Source organism: Dongia sp. (assembly GCF_041918875.1).
In the GTDB taxonomy this organism is placed as follows: Bacteria; Pseudomonadota; Alphaproteobacteria; order Dongiales; family Dongiaceae; genus Dongia.
In genome coordinates this window covers 153,477-168,999 of record NZ_JAYRUV010000002.1, presented here as the reverse complement: position 1 = coordinate 168,999, position 15,523 = coordinate 153,477, and the positions used below count along the sequence as shown (strand labels likewise).

At 63.3% G+C, this 15,523-nt stretch carries 12 protein-coding genes and 1 tRNA gene; 4 read left to right on the top strand and 9 right to left on the bottom strand.

Annotated elements, in window-relative coordinates; translation table 11 throughout:
• Positions 1 to 2: 2 nt before the first annotated feature.
• A complete protein-coding gene (locus ACE3TY_RS02625) occupies positions 3 to 2,087 on the bottom strand; it encodes an adenylate/guanylate cyclase domain-containing protein (protein ID WP_374650618.1) in 2,085 nt (694 codons plus the stop codon).
• Between the two features lie 26 nt (positions 2,088 to 2,113).
• Positions 2,114 to 2,767 (bottom strand): hypothetical protein, encoded by a 654-nt coding sequence (locus ACE3TY_RS02620; protein WP_374650617.1) that lies wholly within the window; start codon positions 2,765 to 2,767, stop codon positions 2,114 to 2,116.
• A 230-nt stretch (positions 2,768 to 2,997) separates the two neighbouring features.
• On the opposite strand from ACE3TY_RS02620, the gene ACE3TY_RS02615 reads away from it, so the two are divergent.
• From ACE3TY_RS02615 to ACE3TY_RS02605, 3 genes are all read left to right on the top strand, one after another.
• On the top strand, positions 2,998 to 3,951 hold the full coding sequence (locus ACE3TY_RS02615) for an autotransporter outer membrane beta-barrel domain-containing protein (RefSeq protein WP_374650615.1): 954 nt from the start codon (positions 2,998 to 3,000) through the stop codon (positions 3,949 to 3,951).
• A 102-nt stretch (positions 3,952 to 4,053) separates the two neighbouring features.
• Entirely contained in the window at positions 4,054 to 6,378 is a 2,325-nt protein-coding gene (locus tag ACE3TY_RS02610) for a caspase family protein (RefSeq protein ID WP_374650613.1), read from the top strand.
• Positions 6,379 to 6,394: 16 nt separating this feature from the next.
• Complete coding sequence (locus ACE3TY_RS02605) at positions 6,395 to 7,408, top strand: ornithine cyclodeaminase family protein (RefSeq protein ID WP_374650611.1); 1,014 nt, start codon at positions 6,395 to 6,397, stop codon at positions 7,406 to 7,408.
• 2 nt (positions 7,409 to 7,410) lie between these two features.
• Here ACE3TY_RS02605 and ACE3TY_RS02600 read toward each other — a convergent pair whose 3' ends face one another.
• On the bottom strand, positions 7,411 to 8,793 hold the full coding sequence (locus ACE3TY_RS02600; protein ID WP_374650609.1) for an L-serine ammonia-lyase: 1,383 nt from the start codon (positions 8,791 to 8,793) through the stop codon (positions 7,411 to 7,413).
• 182 nt (positions 8,794 to 8,975) lie between these two features.
• Positions 8,976 to 9,374 (bottom strand): DUF3775 domain-containing protein, encoded by a 399-nt coding sequence (locus ACE3TY_RS02595; protein WP_374650607.1) that lies wholly within the window; start codon positions 9,372 to 9,374, stop codon positions 8,976 to 8,978.
• 252 nt (positions 9,375 to 9,626) lie between these two features.
• Here ACE3TY_RS02595 and groL point away from each other — a divergent pair, with 252 nt between their 5' ends.
• Entirely contained in the window at positions 9,627 to 11,249 is a 1,623-nt protein-coding gene (groL, locus tag ACE3TY_RS02590) for a chaperonin GroEL (protein WP_374650606.1), read from the top strand.
• Here the strand turns inward: groL and ACE3TY_RS02585 are convergent.
• The 5 genes from ACE3TY_RS02585 to mnmA all read right to left on the bottom strand — a co-directional run bounded on the left by ACE3TY_RS02585 (position 11,246) and on the right by mnmA (position 15,504).
• Positions 11,246 to 12,370 carry a class I SAM-dependent RNA methyltransferase gene (locus tag ACE3TY_RS02585; RefSeq protein WP_374650604.1) on the bottom strand — a complete coding sequence of 375 codons (1,125 nt, stop codon included), beginning with the start codon at positions 12,368 to 12,370 and terminating at the stop codon, positions 11,246 to 11,248. The genes groL and ACE3TY_RS02585 overlap by 4 nt on opposite strands.
• A 157-nt stretch (positions 12,371 to 12,527) precedes the next feature.
• Positions 12,528 to 13,781 (bottom strand): Hsp70 family protein, encoded by a 1,254-nt coding sequence (locus tag ACE3TY_RS02580; RefSeq protein WP_374650602.1) that lies wholly within the window; start codon positions 13,779 to 13,781, stop codon positions 12,528 to 12,530.
• A 70-nt stretch (positions 13,782 to 13,851) separates the two neighbouring features.
• A tRNA-Met gene (locus ACE3TY_RS02575) sits at positions 13,852 to 13,926 on the bottom strand.
• Between the two features lie 113 nt (positions 13,927 to 14,039).
• The gene (locus ACE3TY_RS02570; RefSeq protein ID WP_374650601.1) at positions 14,040 to 14,342 is read right to left on the bottom strand and encodes an SCP2 sterol-binding domain-containing protein; all 303 of its coding nucleotides are present in this window, start codon (positions 14,340 to 14,342) and stop codon (positions 14,040 to 14,042) included.
• A 16-nt stretch (positions 14,343 to 14,358) separates the two neighbouring features.
• Complete coding sequence (gene mnmA / locus ACE3TY_RS02565) at positions 14,359 to 15,504, bottom strand: tRNA 2-thiouridine(34) synthase MnmA (protein ID WP_374650599.1); 1,146 nt, start codon at positions 15,502 to 15,504, stop codon at positions 14,359 to 14,361.
• Positions 15,505 to 15,523: the final 19 nt, after the last annotated feature.

Below are 15,523 nucleotides of genomic sequence, written 5' to 3'. Positions count from 1 at the left end.
ATCTACTTCGTTCCCTGCTGGATGATGCCTTCCCAATCCGACATCGGCGTCTCCGCATAGCTTTGCGCCCAGACCACATAACGCGCCGCGAGCGTATCTCCCTTTTCGGCCAGGGCGGAGAAGGCCTTTCCGGCCTCCGCGAACGCACCCTGTCGCCACAACAGCAATGCCGAGGAAAAGGCTGGCAGGTCGAGCTTCGCCGCGGCTTCGGCCTCCAGCGGCTGGAACAGGCGCACCGGCTGTTCGCGCCCGACAACGCGGATGAAATCGAGTTCGCGGAAGGTGAATTCCGCTGCCGCCGCAGCTTCCACCTGCTCGCTCACCACGATCGGGATACCGTAATGTTTGCCGACACCTTCCAGGCGCGAGGCGACATTCACAGCGTCGCCCATGACGGTATAGTTGAAGCGTTGCGCCGAGCCGATATTGCCGACGATCGCCTCACCGCGATGCAGGCCGATGCGGATGGAGATTCGCCCATCGCCGCCGATATAGAGCGGTTCATCCTGCAGCGAGCGGATCATGGCAAGGCTGGCCCGCACCGCATCGGCCGCTGCATTGGGGCGCGCCAGCGGTGCGCCGAAGATCGCCAGCACGCCATCGCCGATGAATTTGTCGACGAAACCGCCATGGGCCTGGACGATATCCGTCATGCGACCGAAATAGCGGTTGAGCTCGTCGACCAGCGGCCCCGGCTCCACCCGCTCCGAGAGGGTCGAATAGGAAGCGATGTCGGAAAAGAGGATCGTCACATCCCGCAACTCACCGCCCAAGGTCGGCAGCTTTTCTTCCTCGATCAGCTTGTCCACCTCGCTCTTCGGGAGATAGAGCGAGAAGGCGTTGCGCAACTGCCGCCGCGCGCGGTCCATGCTGCCCATGCGCAAAGCTAATCCAGACGGCGCCGCCAGCGACATGGCGAAAAGACCTGTGATGAGCGGCACGACCAGAAAATGCACAAACGCGGCCATCGACGCGACCGCCCACGCCGCAACCAGAATCAGCCAGATCGGCAAGGCGCGCCACGGTTTCGCCAGGACGAAGAGCAGGATCGAAGCAAGAGCGACAAGAAAGAGTGGGAGAAACCGCGCAGTCGGCGAGATCTGCATTAAATCGGTCTGATGCAAGAGATTGTCCAGTGCCGCGGCATGGATGAGCACCCCCGGCATGGCGTTCCGGGCTACCCCTGTGAATTTCGACAGATCCGCCGGAATCTGGCAGCGCGGTCCCAGATCCTGGCCGTCCGGCAAGGTGGCGAACCGCCCGGAAGTCAGCACCCGATCCTCCACATCGAGGATTCCGCCCAGCAATACGATCCGCCCCGCGAAATTTTCGCGAAAGAAGGCACCATTTCCCGCTTCGGCGCAGGCCCGCAGATCGGCAAGGGAGTAGACGGCCGGTCGCTTTGCCGCGGCGAAATTCAGGATCATTTCGTTGCGAGTCTGCCCAGCTGTGGGATCGGTACCGGCCGCTCGTGCGAGGACGGCAGCAGCTAGTCCCAACTCGCTCTTCCCCGCACCTTCAGTAGCGATGGAGATCGGTACGCTGCGGGCAACGCCGTCCTCATCGGTCTGTATATTGACCGGATTCTGGTTTGTGAGGTCGTGCACATCCTCGGCCCCCACGGCCCAGCGCTGCTGAATGGTCGGCTGCACGGGATCGGTCTGATGCTTCGTGTAACCGAGAACGATTTTTCCGCTCTCGGCCCCCTTTTTCAGGGCCCTCAGCCAGGGCCGGTCGTAACCGGGGACGATCGAGTCCGCAGTCGTGCCGATAATGATATCGACGCCCACGGCCTTTGGCTCTGCTGCAAGTACAGCATCCAACACGCTGCCCAGTTCGGGCGTCCACAAGGCCTGTGGCAGGTTGCTGAAATGCTCGTCGCGGTAGGTTTCCTCGTCCACGGCGACGATCGCGATCTCATCACTGAGCGGCGGCGGACCCCAGAGGCGGAAATGGATGAGATGCAGTAGGTCGATCGACAGCCGGTCGAGCGCGATGCCCCAGGACGAAAACGAGGCGGCGCCGATGAGCGCCGCCAGGCCCAGACTGATGATGAGGTTCCGGCGCCCCCGCAAACTGCCTCGCATGTGAAATTATTCTGGCGGCCAGCCTCTTAGTCGAGAATGACAACCCGCTCAAGGATGCCAGTCTTGGCGTTGGTGGCGTTCTGGTCAACCTCGACGATCACCGTCTGGGTGAACCCCTTCACGCGGTAGGCGGCGCCGGGTTGCATTTCCAACTTCACAGCCTGGAAGTCGACGCGGCCATTTTCGGGCTCGATCTTCCAGGTCTCCCCGCCATTGACCGGCTCGATGATCACGCCGGCACTCTTGCGCGCGATGATGATCGGCTGGCGTGTGAAGATATATTTGATCTGGCCACGGAAGGCGATGGTGGCACTCTGCTGCGATTCGTCGGCGGTCAGGGCCAGGTGGGTCTCGGTGCATTGGGTTTTTTCCCGAATGACCTTGCCGCCCTCGACCACCGATTCCTTGGGGCCGACGGTCACCCTGCCCCCGGTGATCGTCTCCCGGACACAGGACTTCAGATAACCCAGGACGATCGTTTCTCCCGCGGCCAAGTCCAGAATCGTGTTTTCCGGAAGCATCTCGAAAATCTGGCCCGGCCCTTCGGTTCGGGGGGATTCATCGACGATGGCAACAGCTTTGGGCGCCGCCACCGCCGCATGTCCGGGTAGAATCAGCATCGCTGCGACGACGAGGCCGTTTCCCAGCAAATATCTGATTTTATTAAACTTGCTCGTCATTTTAGCAACTTCTTAGCTTCCCGGACGGGTTCGTTGGAGGGCATCATAAGCACGTGGCTGAATTAGACGCCATGGGCAGCTAAGTGGTTTGTGATTCCCGTCACAAGCCACCGTTGACGCTCTTGGCGCCGGTCATTAGAAGCGGTATTCGACCGGCTGTACAAAAAGACACAATTCCGTGAACCGCCAGCCCGAGGGGGGTTTGCCGTTCACCAACTACGAGGGACGACATGGCATTTTTGGGAAAATCACTGCGGCTTGCCCTGATGGCGACCGTCTTCTGCGGCACCGCCGTCACGCTGGCGCGGGCCGACGATGAAATCGAGAAGAAGATTCGCGACGAAGTCAGCCGCCGCGTAACTGACGCGATTTCAAAGCGTATCGGCGACGACGTGACCTCCGACATGGAAGGCATGCCGGATACCGGCTACACCAACAGCGTCTGGCTCACACCCAGCTATGCCAACATCACCAGCGACAGTGACAGCCTGATCGAAGAGGCCGGCAGCAAGTTCGACACCGACCTCTGGACTGTCCCCTTCGGTTTCGATCACCGCTTCGGCGATTCCTTCTTCCTCGGCCTCTCGGCCGCCTATGCGAATTCGGCTACCGATATCGACATTATCGATGGCGGCCCGGATGCGGACTTCTACAGCGACACCTTCACGGTTTCGCCCTACGCCGCCTACCGCTTCGCCGACTACTTCTTCGCCACCGCCCTTTTCTCCTATGCCTACTCGGACGGCAAGAGCACGGCGGACGATACCGACGATGTCGATTCCGACAGCCAGACCTTCTCAACCGAACTGGCCCTCAATGCGGCGGCCCCGGTCGGCGACTTCATCCTGAAGGGCAAGGCCGGCTGGCGCTTCGCCTACACCGAACTGCTCGACTTCGAAGCGGAAGGCGATGACGACAGCGACGCCCACACCGCCGTGGGTTCGTTCGAGGTCGGCTACAATCTCGATCCCTTCGTGCCGTATCTCGGCGTTCAGTATGAACATGTCTTCCCGGAAAACGTCCCGGAAGTCGATGAAGGCGATCAGGACTTCCTCTACCTCTCCGGCGGCGTGCGCGGCCGGGTGAACGATTGGCTGTCGCTGGGCGCCGGCGTCCGCGCCGAGGTCGTCAACCAGGAAACCAACCAGATCGGCGGCCAGGTGGAGTTCAAGGCCCGCTTCTGATCCGAAAAGTTTCCGGGATGGAATAGAATGGGGGCGTTGCTCGTGGGTCGCGGGCACGCCCTTTCTTTATGCGGACGGTGCTGCATAATCGGAGTTGCCGGCATGATCGCCCTGGGAAGAAGAGTGAAGACCGCCATCGCCTTGCTACCGCTTTGCCTGCTGTCGCTTGCCGGTCCGGCCAAGGCGCAGGACGCGGTCTTCGACGCCATCAGCGGCAATCTGTTCGAGAATGTCCTCTACGCCCAGGCACAACTCAGGATTTCGACGCCGCTCCTCAAGCTGACCGGCCTCGTCACCGGAACCGGCAATGACAGCTTCGCGATCAAAGGCAGCGACGGCGCCTACCGCCTGTGGAACCTGCGGGCCGGCAGCCAGCAAGCCGTCATCAAGGCTCCCGCCGGGACCGCCTTTGCGCCTTCCGCCGGTGGCACGACCTTTTTCGTCGGCATGGCCGACGGTTCCGTCCAGTTGATCGATCCGCAAAGCGGCAAGGCCTTCACGACCCTGCCCGGCGCCGGCGATGCCGTCACCGCCCTCGCCGCCTCGCCGGACGATGCCACGCTCTATGTCGGCCACGCCAATGGCGAAATTGCCGTCTGGCAGCTCGATGCGCGTCAAGCCACCTGGCAGATGGCTGCGGCACCGGACGCCATCGCCAGGCTCACCGTCTCGGCGGACGGACAGTTCGCCGCCGCCGCCACAGCCGGTGGCGCGCTTGTCAGGCTCGACGCCGCCACCGGCAAGGTTGCGCCCGCTGGAGCGCTGGGCGGGGCCCCATTGGCCCTCCATGTCGCCGATGCCGGCAATCAGCTTGTGGCGATCGGCGCCGACGGCAAGCTCATGGCCGGGAACGGCGGTGGCAGCGTCGGACAGCTCACGGCGGCTGATATAGGCCTTACTGGCGAGACGGCAATTGTCCTGCGCGATGGCCGCGCTCTCGATCTGGTCGACCTCAAATCGGGAAAGACCAGATACACCGTCGCCAAGCTCGAAACGCCCGCCATCGGGCTCGTTTACGACGAAGCGGCGGCAAAAGTCATCGTCGTCGATAGTGCCGGCACGATGCAGGTCTTCGACACTGTCACCAGGGACATGGTGCTGCAGATATTCATCTCTACCCAGGGCTGGGCCCTGATCGACCGCCAGGGCCGTTTCGACGGCTCCACCAGCGGTCTGCGCGGCATCTCCTGGGCGGTCAAGAAATCGAACTTCCCCATCACGTCGCTGACCCAGGCCTTTGCCGACCCCGGCATGCTGTCCGCCCTGCTCGACAAGGACCAGCGCGAGCTGCGCCAGGTGCCCGGCAATCCGGTCGAAAAGTTCCCCCTGCCGCCCAAGGCCGAGATAGAGCCGATTTCCGCCGAGCTTGCCGGCGACAAACCCTATCAGCTCATGGTCATCGCCACCGACCAGGGCGGCGGCATCAAGGATGTCCGCCTTTATCACAATGGCAAGATCGTCGACGTGGGCGCCATCCTCGAACAGAAGGACGCCCAGATCGACGGCAAGCATGTGCGCGTCATCGGCTACAATGTCTGGCCGGTGCCGGGGCCGAACGTGTTCCAGGCGGTGGCGACCGGCGTCTATGACAATCCGGGCGACCAGGCCGAGATGCGCCAGACCTTCAGCGGCGAGTTGCGCAAGGGCCGTCTCAACCTGATCACCGTGGGGGTTTCGCAATATAGCCGCCTGCCCCAGGCCTATCAGCTCAAGGTCGCCGCCGCCGATGCAGGACGTGTAAAGGCCGCCATCTCGGCATATTCACACAATGTCTTCACCGATATCGCCGCCACCGACTTGACCGACGGCAAGGCGACGAAGGCGCAGGTCCTGGCGACCCTCGACGGTCTCAAGACCGCGCGGCCGGAAGATTCGGTGATCCTGTTCCTCTCCGGTCACGGCCTCACCGATGAAAGCGACTGGTATTTCCTCCCCGGCGATGCGACGGAGGAGGATTCCGACAGCTGGATCTCAGCCAGCGAAATCCGCGCCGCGCTCGAAAAATCGGGGGCGCAGCGTGTCTTCGTCATCATCGACGCCTGCTATTCCGGCGGCACGGTCGAGAATTTCTACGCCGTCAGCTCATTCCAGAAACGCTTCCTCACCAATGGCTTGCGCAGTTCCGGCATCCAGGTTCTCACCGCCACAAGGCGCGATCAGCTGGCCCCGGAAAGCGCCGATCTCGGCGCCGGCTTCCTCACCTATCTGGTCGACCAGGCGCTGAAGGGCAAAGCCGATGTCGACCCGCGCGATGGCTGGATCTCCTCGCAGGAAGTCGCCAAGTTCACCTATGGAGCCCTGCCGGAACTGTTCCTGGCGCAACGGGAAAAGAACCCCAAGGCCTTCCGCGCGGTGTATGGTGCGGATGTGCAGCAGCCGGACGTCTATACGGTCGGCGCCGATCTCCTGATCGCCCAGACCAGGTAGAGGCAATGGAAGAGACATGAGCGTAAAGCAGCCGGTCCACATCACCTTCCTCAATGGCGAGGCTGTAGCACGGCTGGCTTTGACCGACGATGAAATCCTGGCGGCGGTCGAAGATGCCCTGCGCGCGCAGGGCAACCAACAGACCGTCATCGAACCGCGCGTGCATCTGGTGCCGGAAAATTCGGCCAAGGGGCATTTCAACGTCCTGCGCGGCGTGGTGAAACCCCTGGGCCTGGCCGGGGTCAAGGTCGTCGGCGATTTCGTCGACAATTTCCAGCGCGGCCTGCCCTCTGAAATGGCGGTACTCAACCTCTTCGATCCCGAGACCGGCATGCCCAAGGCGATCCTGGATGCCACCGCGATCACCGACATGCGGACCGGTGCCATTACTGCGCTCGGCGCCAAGCATCTGGCGCGCAGGAATGCCAAGGTGCTGGGTCATATCGGTGCCCGCGGCACTGCCTATTGGAATGTGCGTCTGCTCGACCGCCTGTTCGATTTCGACGAAATCCGCGTGCATTCCCGTCGGCCCGAAAGCCGCGACACATTCGCGGCGCGCCTCTCGGCCGACCTCGGCAAGAAGGTCAGCGTCACGGCCGATTGGGAATCCTGCGTGCGCGGCGCCGACATCGTCGTCGAAGCCTCCCGCCTGCCGCGGCCGCAGCCGCTCCTGAAGACGGATTGGATCGAGCGCGGTGCCCTGGTCGTGCCGTATGGTACGATGAGCGCCGTCGAACTGTCGCTCACCGACATCATGGACAAGATGGTGGTCGACGATTGGGGCCAGTGCCGCAAGGGCCTACCCTTCGGCGCTCTCCGCCCGCATGTCGACAGCGATCGCCTGACCGAGCAAAATCTGCATGCGGAACTCGGCCAGATCGTGGCGGGCCTGAAGCCCGGCCGCGAAAGCGATGCCGAGACGAATCTCTTCTGGCACCGGGGCCTCAGCCTCAGCGACATCGCCCTTGGCCATGCCCTGCTCGCCAAGGCGGCGCGGCTCGGTATCGGGCAGAGCCTGCGCTTCATCTGACTTCAGCATTCCGGCAGGTTGACGGCGAGACCTCCGAGGCTTGTTTCCTTGAACTTGGCGCTCATTTCCAGTCCCGTCTGGCGCATCGCCTCGATGCAATTATCGAGCGGCATGAAATGCGAACCGTCGCCGCGCAAGGCGAGCGATGCCGCCGCCACGGCCTTGATGGCGCCGATGCCATTGCGCTCGATGCAGGGCACCTGCACAAGGCCCGCCGCCGGGTCGCAGGTCATGCCCAGATGATGCTCCAGCGCGATCTCCGCCGCATTCTCCGCCTGCGCCGGCGTTCCGCCGAGCACCACACACAGCCCAGCCGCCGCCATCGCCGCCGCCGAGCCGACTTCGCCCTGGCAGCCGGCCTCGGCACCGGAGATTGAAGCATTATGCTTGATCAGACCGCCAATGGCCGCAGCCGTCAGCAGGAATTCCGACACGCGCGCCGGATCGGCGCCGAAGCAATGATCGAGGTAATAGCGGATGACGGCAGGCACCACGCCGGCCGCCCCGTTGGTCGGGGCAGTGACGACCTTTCCACCGGCGGCGTTTTCCTCATTCACCGCCATGGCATAGACGCTGAGCCAGTCCGACGTCACATGCGGCTGAGCACGATTGGTGCCCTTCTCCTTCTCCAGCTGCGCGCGGATAGATTGCGCGCGCCGCTTCACATGGAGCCCGCCGGGCAGCTCGCCCTGCTGCGACAGGCCGCGCTCGATGCAGCCATTCATCGTTTGCCACAACCGGCCCAGCCCGGATTCGAGTTCGGCCGCCGACATCGTCCTCAACTCGTTCAGGCGCTTCATCTCGGCAATCGACTTGCCGCTGGCCTTGGCCATCTCGAGCATCGCCGCCGCCGAATCGAATGGATAGGGCCGCGCCACCGCCTGTGCGCTGCTATCGACCGCCGTCGGATTATTGAGTTCTGCCTCGGTCACGACGAAGCCGCCGCCGATCGAATAATAGACCTCGCGCAGTACCGATTTTCCCGCCGCGTCGAACGCCTCCAGGACGAGGCCGTTGGAATGCCCCGGCAGAGACGGCCCATAATCGAACACGATATCGGCAGCCGGATCGAAGCCGAGTGCCGGCAGACCCGCGGGCCGCACGACCTTCTCCGATTGCAGGTCCGCCAGGCGCTGTTCCGCCTCGCCCGGCACGATGCCGGCGGGTGTGTAGCCGATGAGCCCCAGCGCCACCGCGCGGTCCGTCGCATGACCCTTGCCGGTAAAGGCCAGGGATCCGTGCAAGGTCGCGCGCAGCCTGGCTGGCGCGCCGCCGCGCCCGCGCAGCTGTTCGAGAAAGCGCACCGCCGCCGTCATCGGCCCCATCGTATGCGACGATGACGGCCCGATCCCGATCTTGAAGATATCGAAGACACTCAAAAACATCCGGCGATCTCAACTCCATGCTGACGGCGGCCGCGAAAACCCAGACCCATGCTATCGCAACAGCAGCCCGAAAGTGCAAGAGTCACCGTCAGCCGGCGTCGGCGCCAGCCTGCGAGCGTCATTCATTTGGCGAAATCGGCCTGGTTTTGCTGCCGGAAGGCCCCTGGACCCGGCGGCCAACGCTACATTCGTCCGGTCTCGAACTCTTCCAGCGAGTAGCCCAGCTGCGCCGCAGCCTCTTCCAGATAGTCGGCGAGCAAGGGGGTGCCCACCAGGTAGCGAACTTCCCGCCCATTGTGCCGGTTCCGAGCTTCCGTCAACGCTGCGTCCCACTCGTCCTTCGAGAAATCGCCACGGCCGATCCAGGTCATCGCGATGATTTCGTCGCGCTCGTCATCGTTCAGCGACCGCAATGCTCCGACCAGTTCCTGATATGTCGGGTTGCTGCGCGTCGCCTCCAGGATATCGTCGATTTCCTCATCGTCGCCGGTCTTGCTTTCATCACCGGCCGGCGCCACCTCGACGTCGAATTCGCGCGCCTTCTCGATGATATAAGCCAGGCTCTCCAGGGAAATTGTCATCTTGCCACCTCGCATTCCTCTCCAACCGGGTCGGCGCGCCGACAGAACTTAACCTTCGTAAAGATCGGCTTGGTGCCGGCCGCGCGGCCGCCGCTTCCAGACGGCTGCGGAAATGATATCAGCAGCAGCGCATCCGGCGAAACGCCGCGCTCGTCCCGCATTGATTTGGATCAGTGCCGCTGCTGCATCCCCTTATACCATGTTTGGCGGCGATCCGGCGTGCGCGATCCCGCCGCGGCACTGAGGAGCGACATGGCTCACAAACAGGTTCTCTTCCGATCCGCCGCCCGCGAAAAAATTCTGCGCGGCGCGACGCAGCTGGCCGATGCCGTCCGCGTCACCCTGGGTCCCCGATCCAAATCGGTGCTGATCGAACGAAAATGGGCGGCCCCCGTGGTCTGCAACGATGGCGTCACGATTGCCAAGGAACTTGATCTGAAGGATCCGGAGGAGAATTTGGGCGCCCGCATGTTGCGCCAGGCCGCGGAGAAAACCGGCGAAATGGTCGGCGACGGCACCAGCACGTCAACCATCCTGGCGCATGCCATCTTCGCCGACGGTGTTCGCAATGTCGTGGCCGGCGCCAGCGCCATCGACATCAAGCGCGGTCTCGACCGGGCGACCAAGGCTGCCATCGACGCCCTCAAAGCCCTCTCCCGACCGGTTTCGACGCGTAAGGAGAAAGCCCAGGTCGCGGCCATTTCCGCCCACAACGACCCTGCCATAGGCGAACTCATCGCCGACGCGATGGACAAGGTCGGCAATGAAGGCGTCATCACCGTCGAAGAGGCCAAGACGACGGAAACCGTGTTGGCGGTCGTCGAGGGCATGCAATTCGATCGCGGCTTCCAATCGCCCTATTTCATCACCAATCCCGAAAAAATGGAGGCCGTGATGGAGGATTGCCTGATCTTGCTGTCCGACCGCAAGATCAGCGTCCTCAACGACATGCTGCCCCTGCTCGAGCAGATCGCCAAATCGGGCAAACCCCTGCTGGTCGTTGCCGAGGAAGTCGAGGGTGAGGCGCTTGCGACCCTGATTGTGAACCAGGTCCGTGGCGCGCTGAAAAGCTGCGCCGTCAAGGCACCTGGCTTTGGCGATCGGCGCAAGGCCATGCTGCAGGACATCGCCACGCTGACGGGCGGCCAAGTCATCGCCGAGGAAGTCGGCCTCAAACTTGAGAACGCCACGATCGAGCAGTTGGGAAAGGCGAAACGGGTCGTCTCCGATAAGGACAACACCACGATCATCGGCGGCGGCGGCGACAAGAAGCAGATCGACCTTCGCATTGAGCTTATCCGGCACGAAATCGAGAAGACGACCAGCGACTACGACCGGGAGAAATTGCAGGAGCGCCTGGCCAAGCTGTCGGGCGGCGTCGCCGTCATTCGCGTCGGCGCACCTTCCGAAGCCGAGATGAAATCCCGGAAAGAGGCGCTCGACGACGCCATCAATGCGACCAAGGCCGCCGTCGCCGAAGGCATCGTGCCCGGTGGCGGCCTGGCGCTGCTGCGCTGTGTGGACGCCGTGACGCAGGTGGAAGGACAGCTCGAAGGCGACGAAAAGACGGGCGTGCAGATTCTCAGGCGGGCCCTTGAAGCGCCAACCAGGCAGATCGCCGAGAATTCGTCGGTCGACGGCGGCGTGGCCGTCGCCCGCATGCTCGAAGGAAAAGGCAGCTATGGCTTCGATGCCGGCCGCAAGGAATATGTCGATCTCGTCGAAGCCGGTATCATCGATCCGACCAAAGTCGTCCGTGTGGCTCTTGAGAATGCCGTATCGGTGGCCAGTGTCCTGCTGCTCACGGAAGCGACCATGACCGAGATTCCCGAGGTAAAGCCCGATCGGCCGCCAGAGAACACCCTGCCCCTTTAGGAACTGGGCAGCCGATCGGTCAAATACAGGCTCACCCGCTGGCCTCCGTGCGAGATCGGGCCGAAGGGCGTCCCGAAAGGCAAGCCGCAGGCCTTGGCGAGCGATACGTCGTTCGTGATGACGCCCACGCGCCAGCCGGCGAAGCGCGCTGCCATGGTCCGGCCCAGCGTTTGATAGAGCGGATAGAGCCGCTTCTTGTCACCCATACGCTGGCCATAAGGCGGATTGACGATGACCAGGCCCGGCGGTCCGTTGGGCGCCGTCGCGGCACTCATCGCGCAGTGCCGGAACGAGGTGATCTCAGTGACACCCGCCCGCTCGGCATTGGCCCTGCTCATCGTGATCGCGCCGGCGTCGCGGTCGCAGCCATAGAAGCGGAAAGCCGGCGCAGATCGGGCAGCGGCGCCGGCTCGCATCTTGGCCCAGGCTCTGGCGTCGAAACTATTCAACTGCTCGAAAGCAAACGGCCGCGACCGCCCGGGATCAAGCCCCAGCGCTATCTCCGCCGCCTCGATGACGAAGGTGCCGGACCCGCACATCGGATCGAGCAAAGGTTCAGTCCCGTCGAAGCCGCATTGGCGCAGAAACAGCGACGCCAGCGTCTCGCGCATCGGTGCCTTGTTGACGGCCTCCTTATGGCCGCGCTTGTGCAGCGACTCACCCGACGTATCGATGCTGACCGTGCAGAGATCGTCCTCGATCCGCACTTTGACGCGGACCTCCGCTTCGTCGGAGATCGGCGCGCCGAGCGTTTCGGCGATCGCCGTTTCGACGCGCTGTCTGGCGGCGCCCGAATGGTAGATCTTGGAATGCTTGCACGACGCCTCGACGGCGACCGGCACGTCCTTGCGCAGGAACTGTCCCCAGGCGACCTTCCGCGCCCTTTTATCGAGCTGCGCCAGATGAAAGACCGGGAACGACGCAATGCGCGCAAAGACAGCCGATGCCCCGCGCAACTTGAGGTTCGCCCGCCAGGCCTCGGGCCACCCGCCGCTGACGGTGACACCGCCGGTTACCGGCTTCGGGTTCTTGAACGCCTTCTCTGCCGCCTCCGCGCAAAGGATGGATTCGAAGCCGGGCGCGGCCACCAGGAATATCTCGAAATCGTCATCTTTGGTCATCTGGTGTGTATATCGCCTGGGCCTGGGGACAGCGACAAGTTTCTCGGCCTTCCCTTTGCACCGACGAAAATTCAGCGGTTTCCGGGCGGTCTATCCATCTTCCGCGACTGCAAACCGTCACGGCGCCGAGCGGTTCCTGGGGCCGGCCGCGCGTCGCTTAGGCGAACTTCCGGGCCGCATCCATGGCGAGGCCCAGCCCGACGCTGCCGAACATGTCGCCCGAAACCGGCACCGCGTTCGGCAGATGCCCAAGGACCTGGCGGCGGATTTCCGGCACTGCCGTTGAGCCGCCGGTCAGGAACACCGACTGGATATCGTCGCGTGCAACACCGGCTGCACCCAGGCACAGGTCGATAGCATGCACGATCCTGACCGCGTCGTCATAGACCGCATGGTCGAGATCGCCCCGATGCAGGACCGTTTCCACATCCGGGTCCAGCGGAATATGGAGCGTCACTTCCGCCTGTTCCGACAGGGCGATCTTGGCGGCCTCCACTTCGGCGGCGATGCGGTGGCCCTTGCGTTCGACAAGCACCTTGATCAGCCGCTCGACCAGATCCGGCCTGTCTACCTGGGAGAGGATCGAGCGCAGATAATTGATGTTCTGCGGCGTGTAGAGCGTGGGGATGCGGTGCCAGGTGGCGAGGTCATGATAGAGATGGCTCGGCATCGGCAGCTTCTTTGGGCCGATCAGCGCGTCATAGCCGAGATGCGGCATGACATGGTTGATGCTGAGGCGCCGGTCGAAATCGGTGCCGCCGATATGAACGCCGCTGCGCCCCAGAATATCCGCCGACCGGTCGTGCTGCCGCGACCTTCCCGGTGATAGGCGGGCAACGGCAAAGTCCGACGTACCGCCGCCAAGATCGACGATCAACGCCAGTTCTTCCCGGGTCAGGGATTGCTCATAAGCCAAAGCCGCCGCCACCGGCTCGAACTGCATTTCGACATGGCGGAAACCCTGCGCCTTGGCGATGCCGATCAGTTCCGCCTCAGCCTTGGCGTCCGCCGCATCGTCATCGTCGACGAATCGCACCGGCCGGCCCAGCACAACATGGTCGACCGTGCCGCCGAGCTTTCGTTCCGCCTGCGCTTTCAAGTGCCGCACGAACATGCCGATGACATCGCGCATGGCGACACGCTTGCGCTGGACCAATGTCGTATCGTCGATGAGGCTCGACCCCAGCACGCTTTTCAACGCCCGCATCAGGCGCCCTTCCGTCCCCTCGATATAGGCGCCGATCCCATCGCGCCCGAAGCGCACCTTGTGATCCTCGTAATCGAAGAAAATGGCACTGGGCAGGGTAACGCTCTCCCCCTCCAGCGGACAAAGCGCCACGCCATTGCCGGCGCTCAAGCCCACCGTCGAATTCGACGTCCCGAAATCGAGACCGCAAAAATGCTTCTGCATGACAACCCCGACCGATGCGCCAGAGAGGCGCCAAGAGGCACCACTCTCAAGAACATGTAAAAAGGAGGAATGGTAGCACCGGACGGATTTGAACCGCCGACCAAGGGATTATGATTCCCCTGCTCTACCGCTGAGCTACGGTGCCACATCAGATGCCGGGTGCGAACGACCCGGCCGGTTGGGCCCCAGCGTATATAGGGGCCTTGCCCTAGCTGTCAAGAAGAACGCAAGCCCTTGAAGAGGCTCACCTATTCGCCTTCAATCGCCGAACATGGCGGTGAGTTTCAGGGCCACCCCCATGCTGCCTTCGACCTTGAGCTTGCCGGTCATGTAGCCCAGCGTCGGGTCGAGCTTGCCTTCCATCAGTTTGGCGAGGTTTTCGGCCGTTATGGTGATGGTCGTGTTGGCATCGCCATGGTCCGTCCCGTCGATCACTGGCGGGTGCTCGGTGCCGTCCCAGAAGATGATCTCGTCACCGACCAGGAACTTGACCTTGTAGCCGAGCTTGAGGTTCTGCCCGGCGCGCTGGCGCATTTCGGCGATCAGGCTTTCCGCATCCATCCGACACCCCCGGTTTCTACTCCGCTGCCCTATCCTGCCCGAGCTTGGCCGTGGCCGCAATCCACCCGCCACCCAGCAGTCGCATACCCCGATAGACCACGGCCGCCTGGCCGGGCGCGATGCCGAATTGCGGCGTATCGAGGAATATCTGCGCCGCACCGTCGGCGCCGATGGTGAGCCTTCCCGGCGCCGCTTCGCTCATCGAGCGCAGCTTGACGCCGACCGGGGCGTCGGCTGTGGCCTCGTCGGGCCGCCCCAGCCAGTTCATCTCGCGCAAGGCTACCGTGTCGCGGGCGAGGCTGGCCTTCGGCCCGACGATGACGCGCTTTGCCGCCGCATCGAGGCGCACGACATAAAGCGGTTCGTTGTTGGTGCCCTTCTCGCTGACGCCGATGCCGCGCCGCTGGCCGATCGTGTAGTGCACGATACCCTGATGTTGCCCCAGCACGCGCCCGTCGATATGCACAATCTCGCCGGGGTCCACTGCACCCGGACGCAGGCGCTCGACCACGCTTACATAATTGCCGTTGGGCACGAAGCAGATATCCTGGCTGTCCGGCTTGTCGGCAACTTCCAGGCCGAAGCGCTTGGCCAGCGCCCGCGTCTCGGTCTTCGGGATATCGCCCAGCGGAAAGCGCAGATAGTCGAGTTGGGTCTGCGTGGTGGCAAAGAGGAAATAGCTCTGGTCGCGCGCCGGATCGCTGCCGCGATGGAGTTCGGTCCCCGCATCCGTCATCACCCGACGCACATAATGCCCGGTCGCCAGGCAGTCGCCGCCCAGATCGCGCGCCTGGGTTAGGAGGTCGCGGAATTTCACACGCTGATTGCAGCGCACGCAGGGGATCGGCGTCTCGCCCTTCAAATAGGAGTCCGCGAACTCCTGCATCACCGCATCGGAGAACTTGCTCTCGTAATCGAGCACGTAATGCGGAAAATCCAGCCGCTCGGCCACCATCCGCGCGTCATAGATATCCTGCCCCGCGCAGCAGGCGCCCTTGCGCGCCAGGGCCACGCCATGGTCGTAGAGCTGCAGCGTCACGCCGACCACGTCATAGCCCTGCTCCTTGAGGAGCGCAGCCACGACGGAGCTATCGACGCCGCCGGACATGGCGACGATGACGCGGGTATCGGCGGGTGCCTTATGGAAACCGAGGCTGTTCATGGGCCGAGCTTATAACACT

What these genes read in the sequence shown, in the direction of transcription:
- ACE3TY_RS02625 (WP_374650618.1), bottom strand. Translation starts at nt 2,087, where the DNA reads ATGCGAGGCAGTTTGCGGGGGCGCCGGAACCTCATCATCAGTCTGGGC.
- ACE3TY_RS02620 (WP_374650617.1), bottom strand. Translation starts at nt 2,767, where the DNA reads ATGACGAGCAAGTTTAATAAAATCAGATATTTGCTGGGAAACGGCCTC.
- ACE3TY_RS02615 (WP_374650615.1), top strand. Translation starts at nt 2,998, where the DNA reads ATGGCATTTTTGGGAAAATCACTGCGGCTTGCCCTGATGGCGACCGTC.
- ACE3TY_RS02610 (WP_374650613.1), top strand. Translation starts at nt 4,054, where the DNA reads ATGATCGCCCTGGGAAGAAGAGTGAAGACCGCCATCGCCTTGCTACCG.
- ACE3TY_RS02605 (WP_374650611.1), top strand. Translation starts at nt 6,395, where the DNA reads ATGAGCGTAAAGCAGCCGGTCCACATCACCTTCCTCAATGGCGAGGCT.
- ACE3TY_RS02600 (WP_374650609.1), bottom strand. Translation starts at nt 8,793, where the DNA reads ATGTTTTTGAGTGTCTTCGATATCTTCAAGATCGGGATCGGGCCGTCA.
- ACE3TY_RS02595 (WP_374650607.1), bottom strand. Translation starts at nt 9,374, where the DNA reads ATGACAATTTCCCTGGAGAGCCTGGCTTATATCATCGAGAAGGCGCGC.
- groL (WP_374650606.1), top strand. Translation starts at nt 9,627, where the DNA reads ATGGCTCACAAACAGGTTCTCTTCCGATCCGCCGCCCGCGAAAAAATT.
- ACE3TY_RS02585 (WP_374650604.1), bottom strand. Translation starts at nt 12,370, where the DNA reads ATGACCAAAGATGACGATTTCGAGATATTCCTGGTGGCCGCGCCCGGC.
- ACE3TY_RS02580 (WP_374650602.1), bottom strand. Translation starts at nt 13,781, where the DNA reads ATGCAGAAGCATTTTTGCGGTCTCGATTTCGGGACGTCGAATTCGACG.
- ACE3TY_RS02570 (WP_374650601.1), bottom strand. Translation starts at nt 14,342, where the DNA reads ATGGATGCGGAAAGCCTGATCGCCGAAATGCGCCAGCGCGCCGGGCAG.
- mnmA (WP_374650599.1), bottom strand. Translation starts at nt 15,504, where the DNA reads ATGAACAGCCTCGGTTTCCATAAGGCACCCGCCGATACCCGCGTCATC.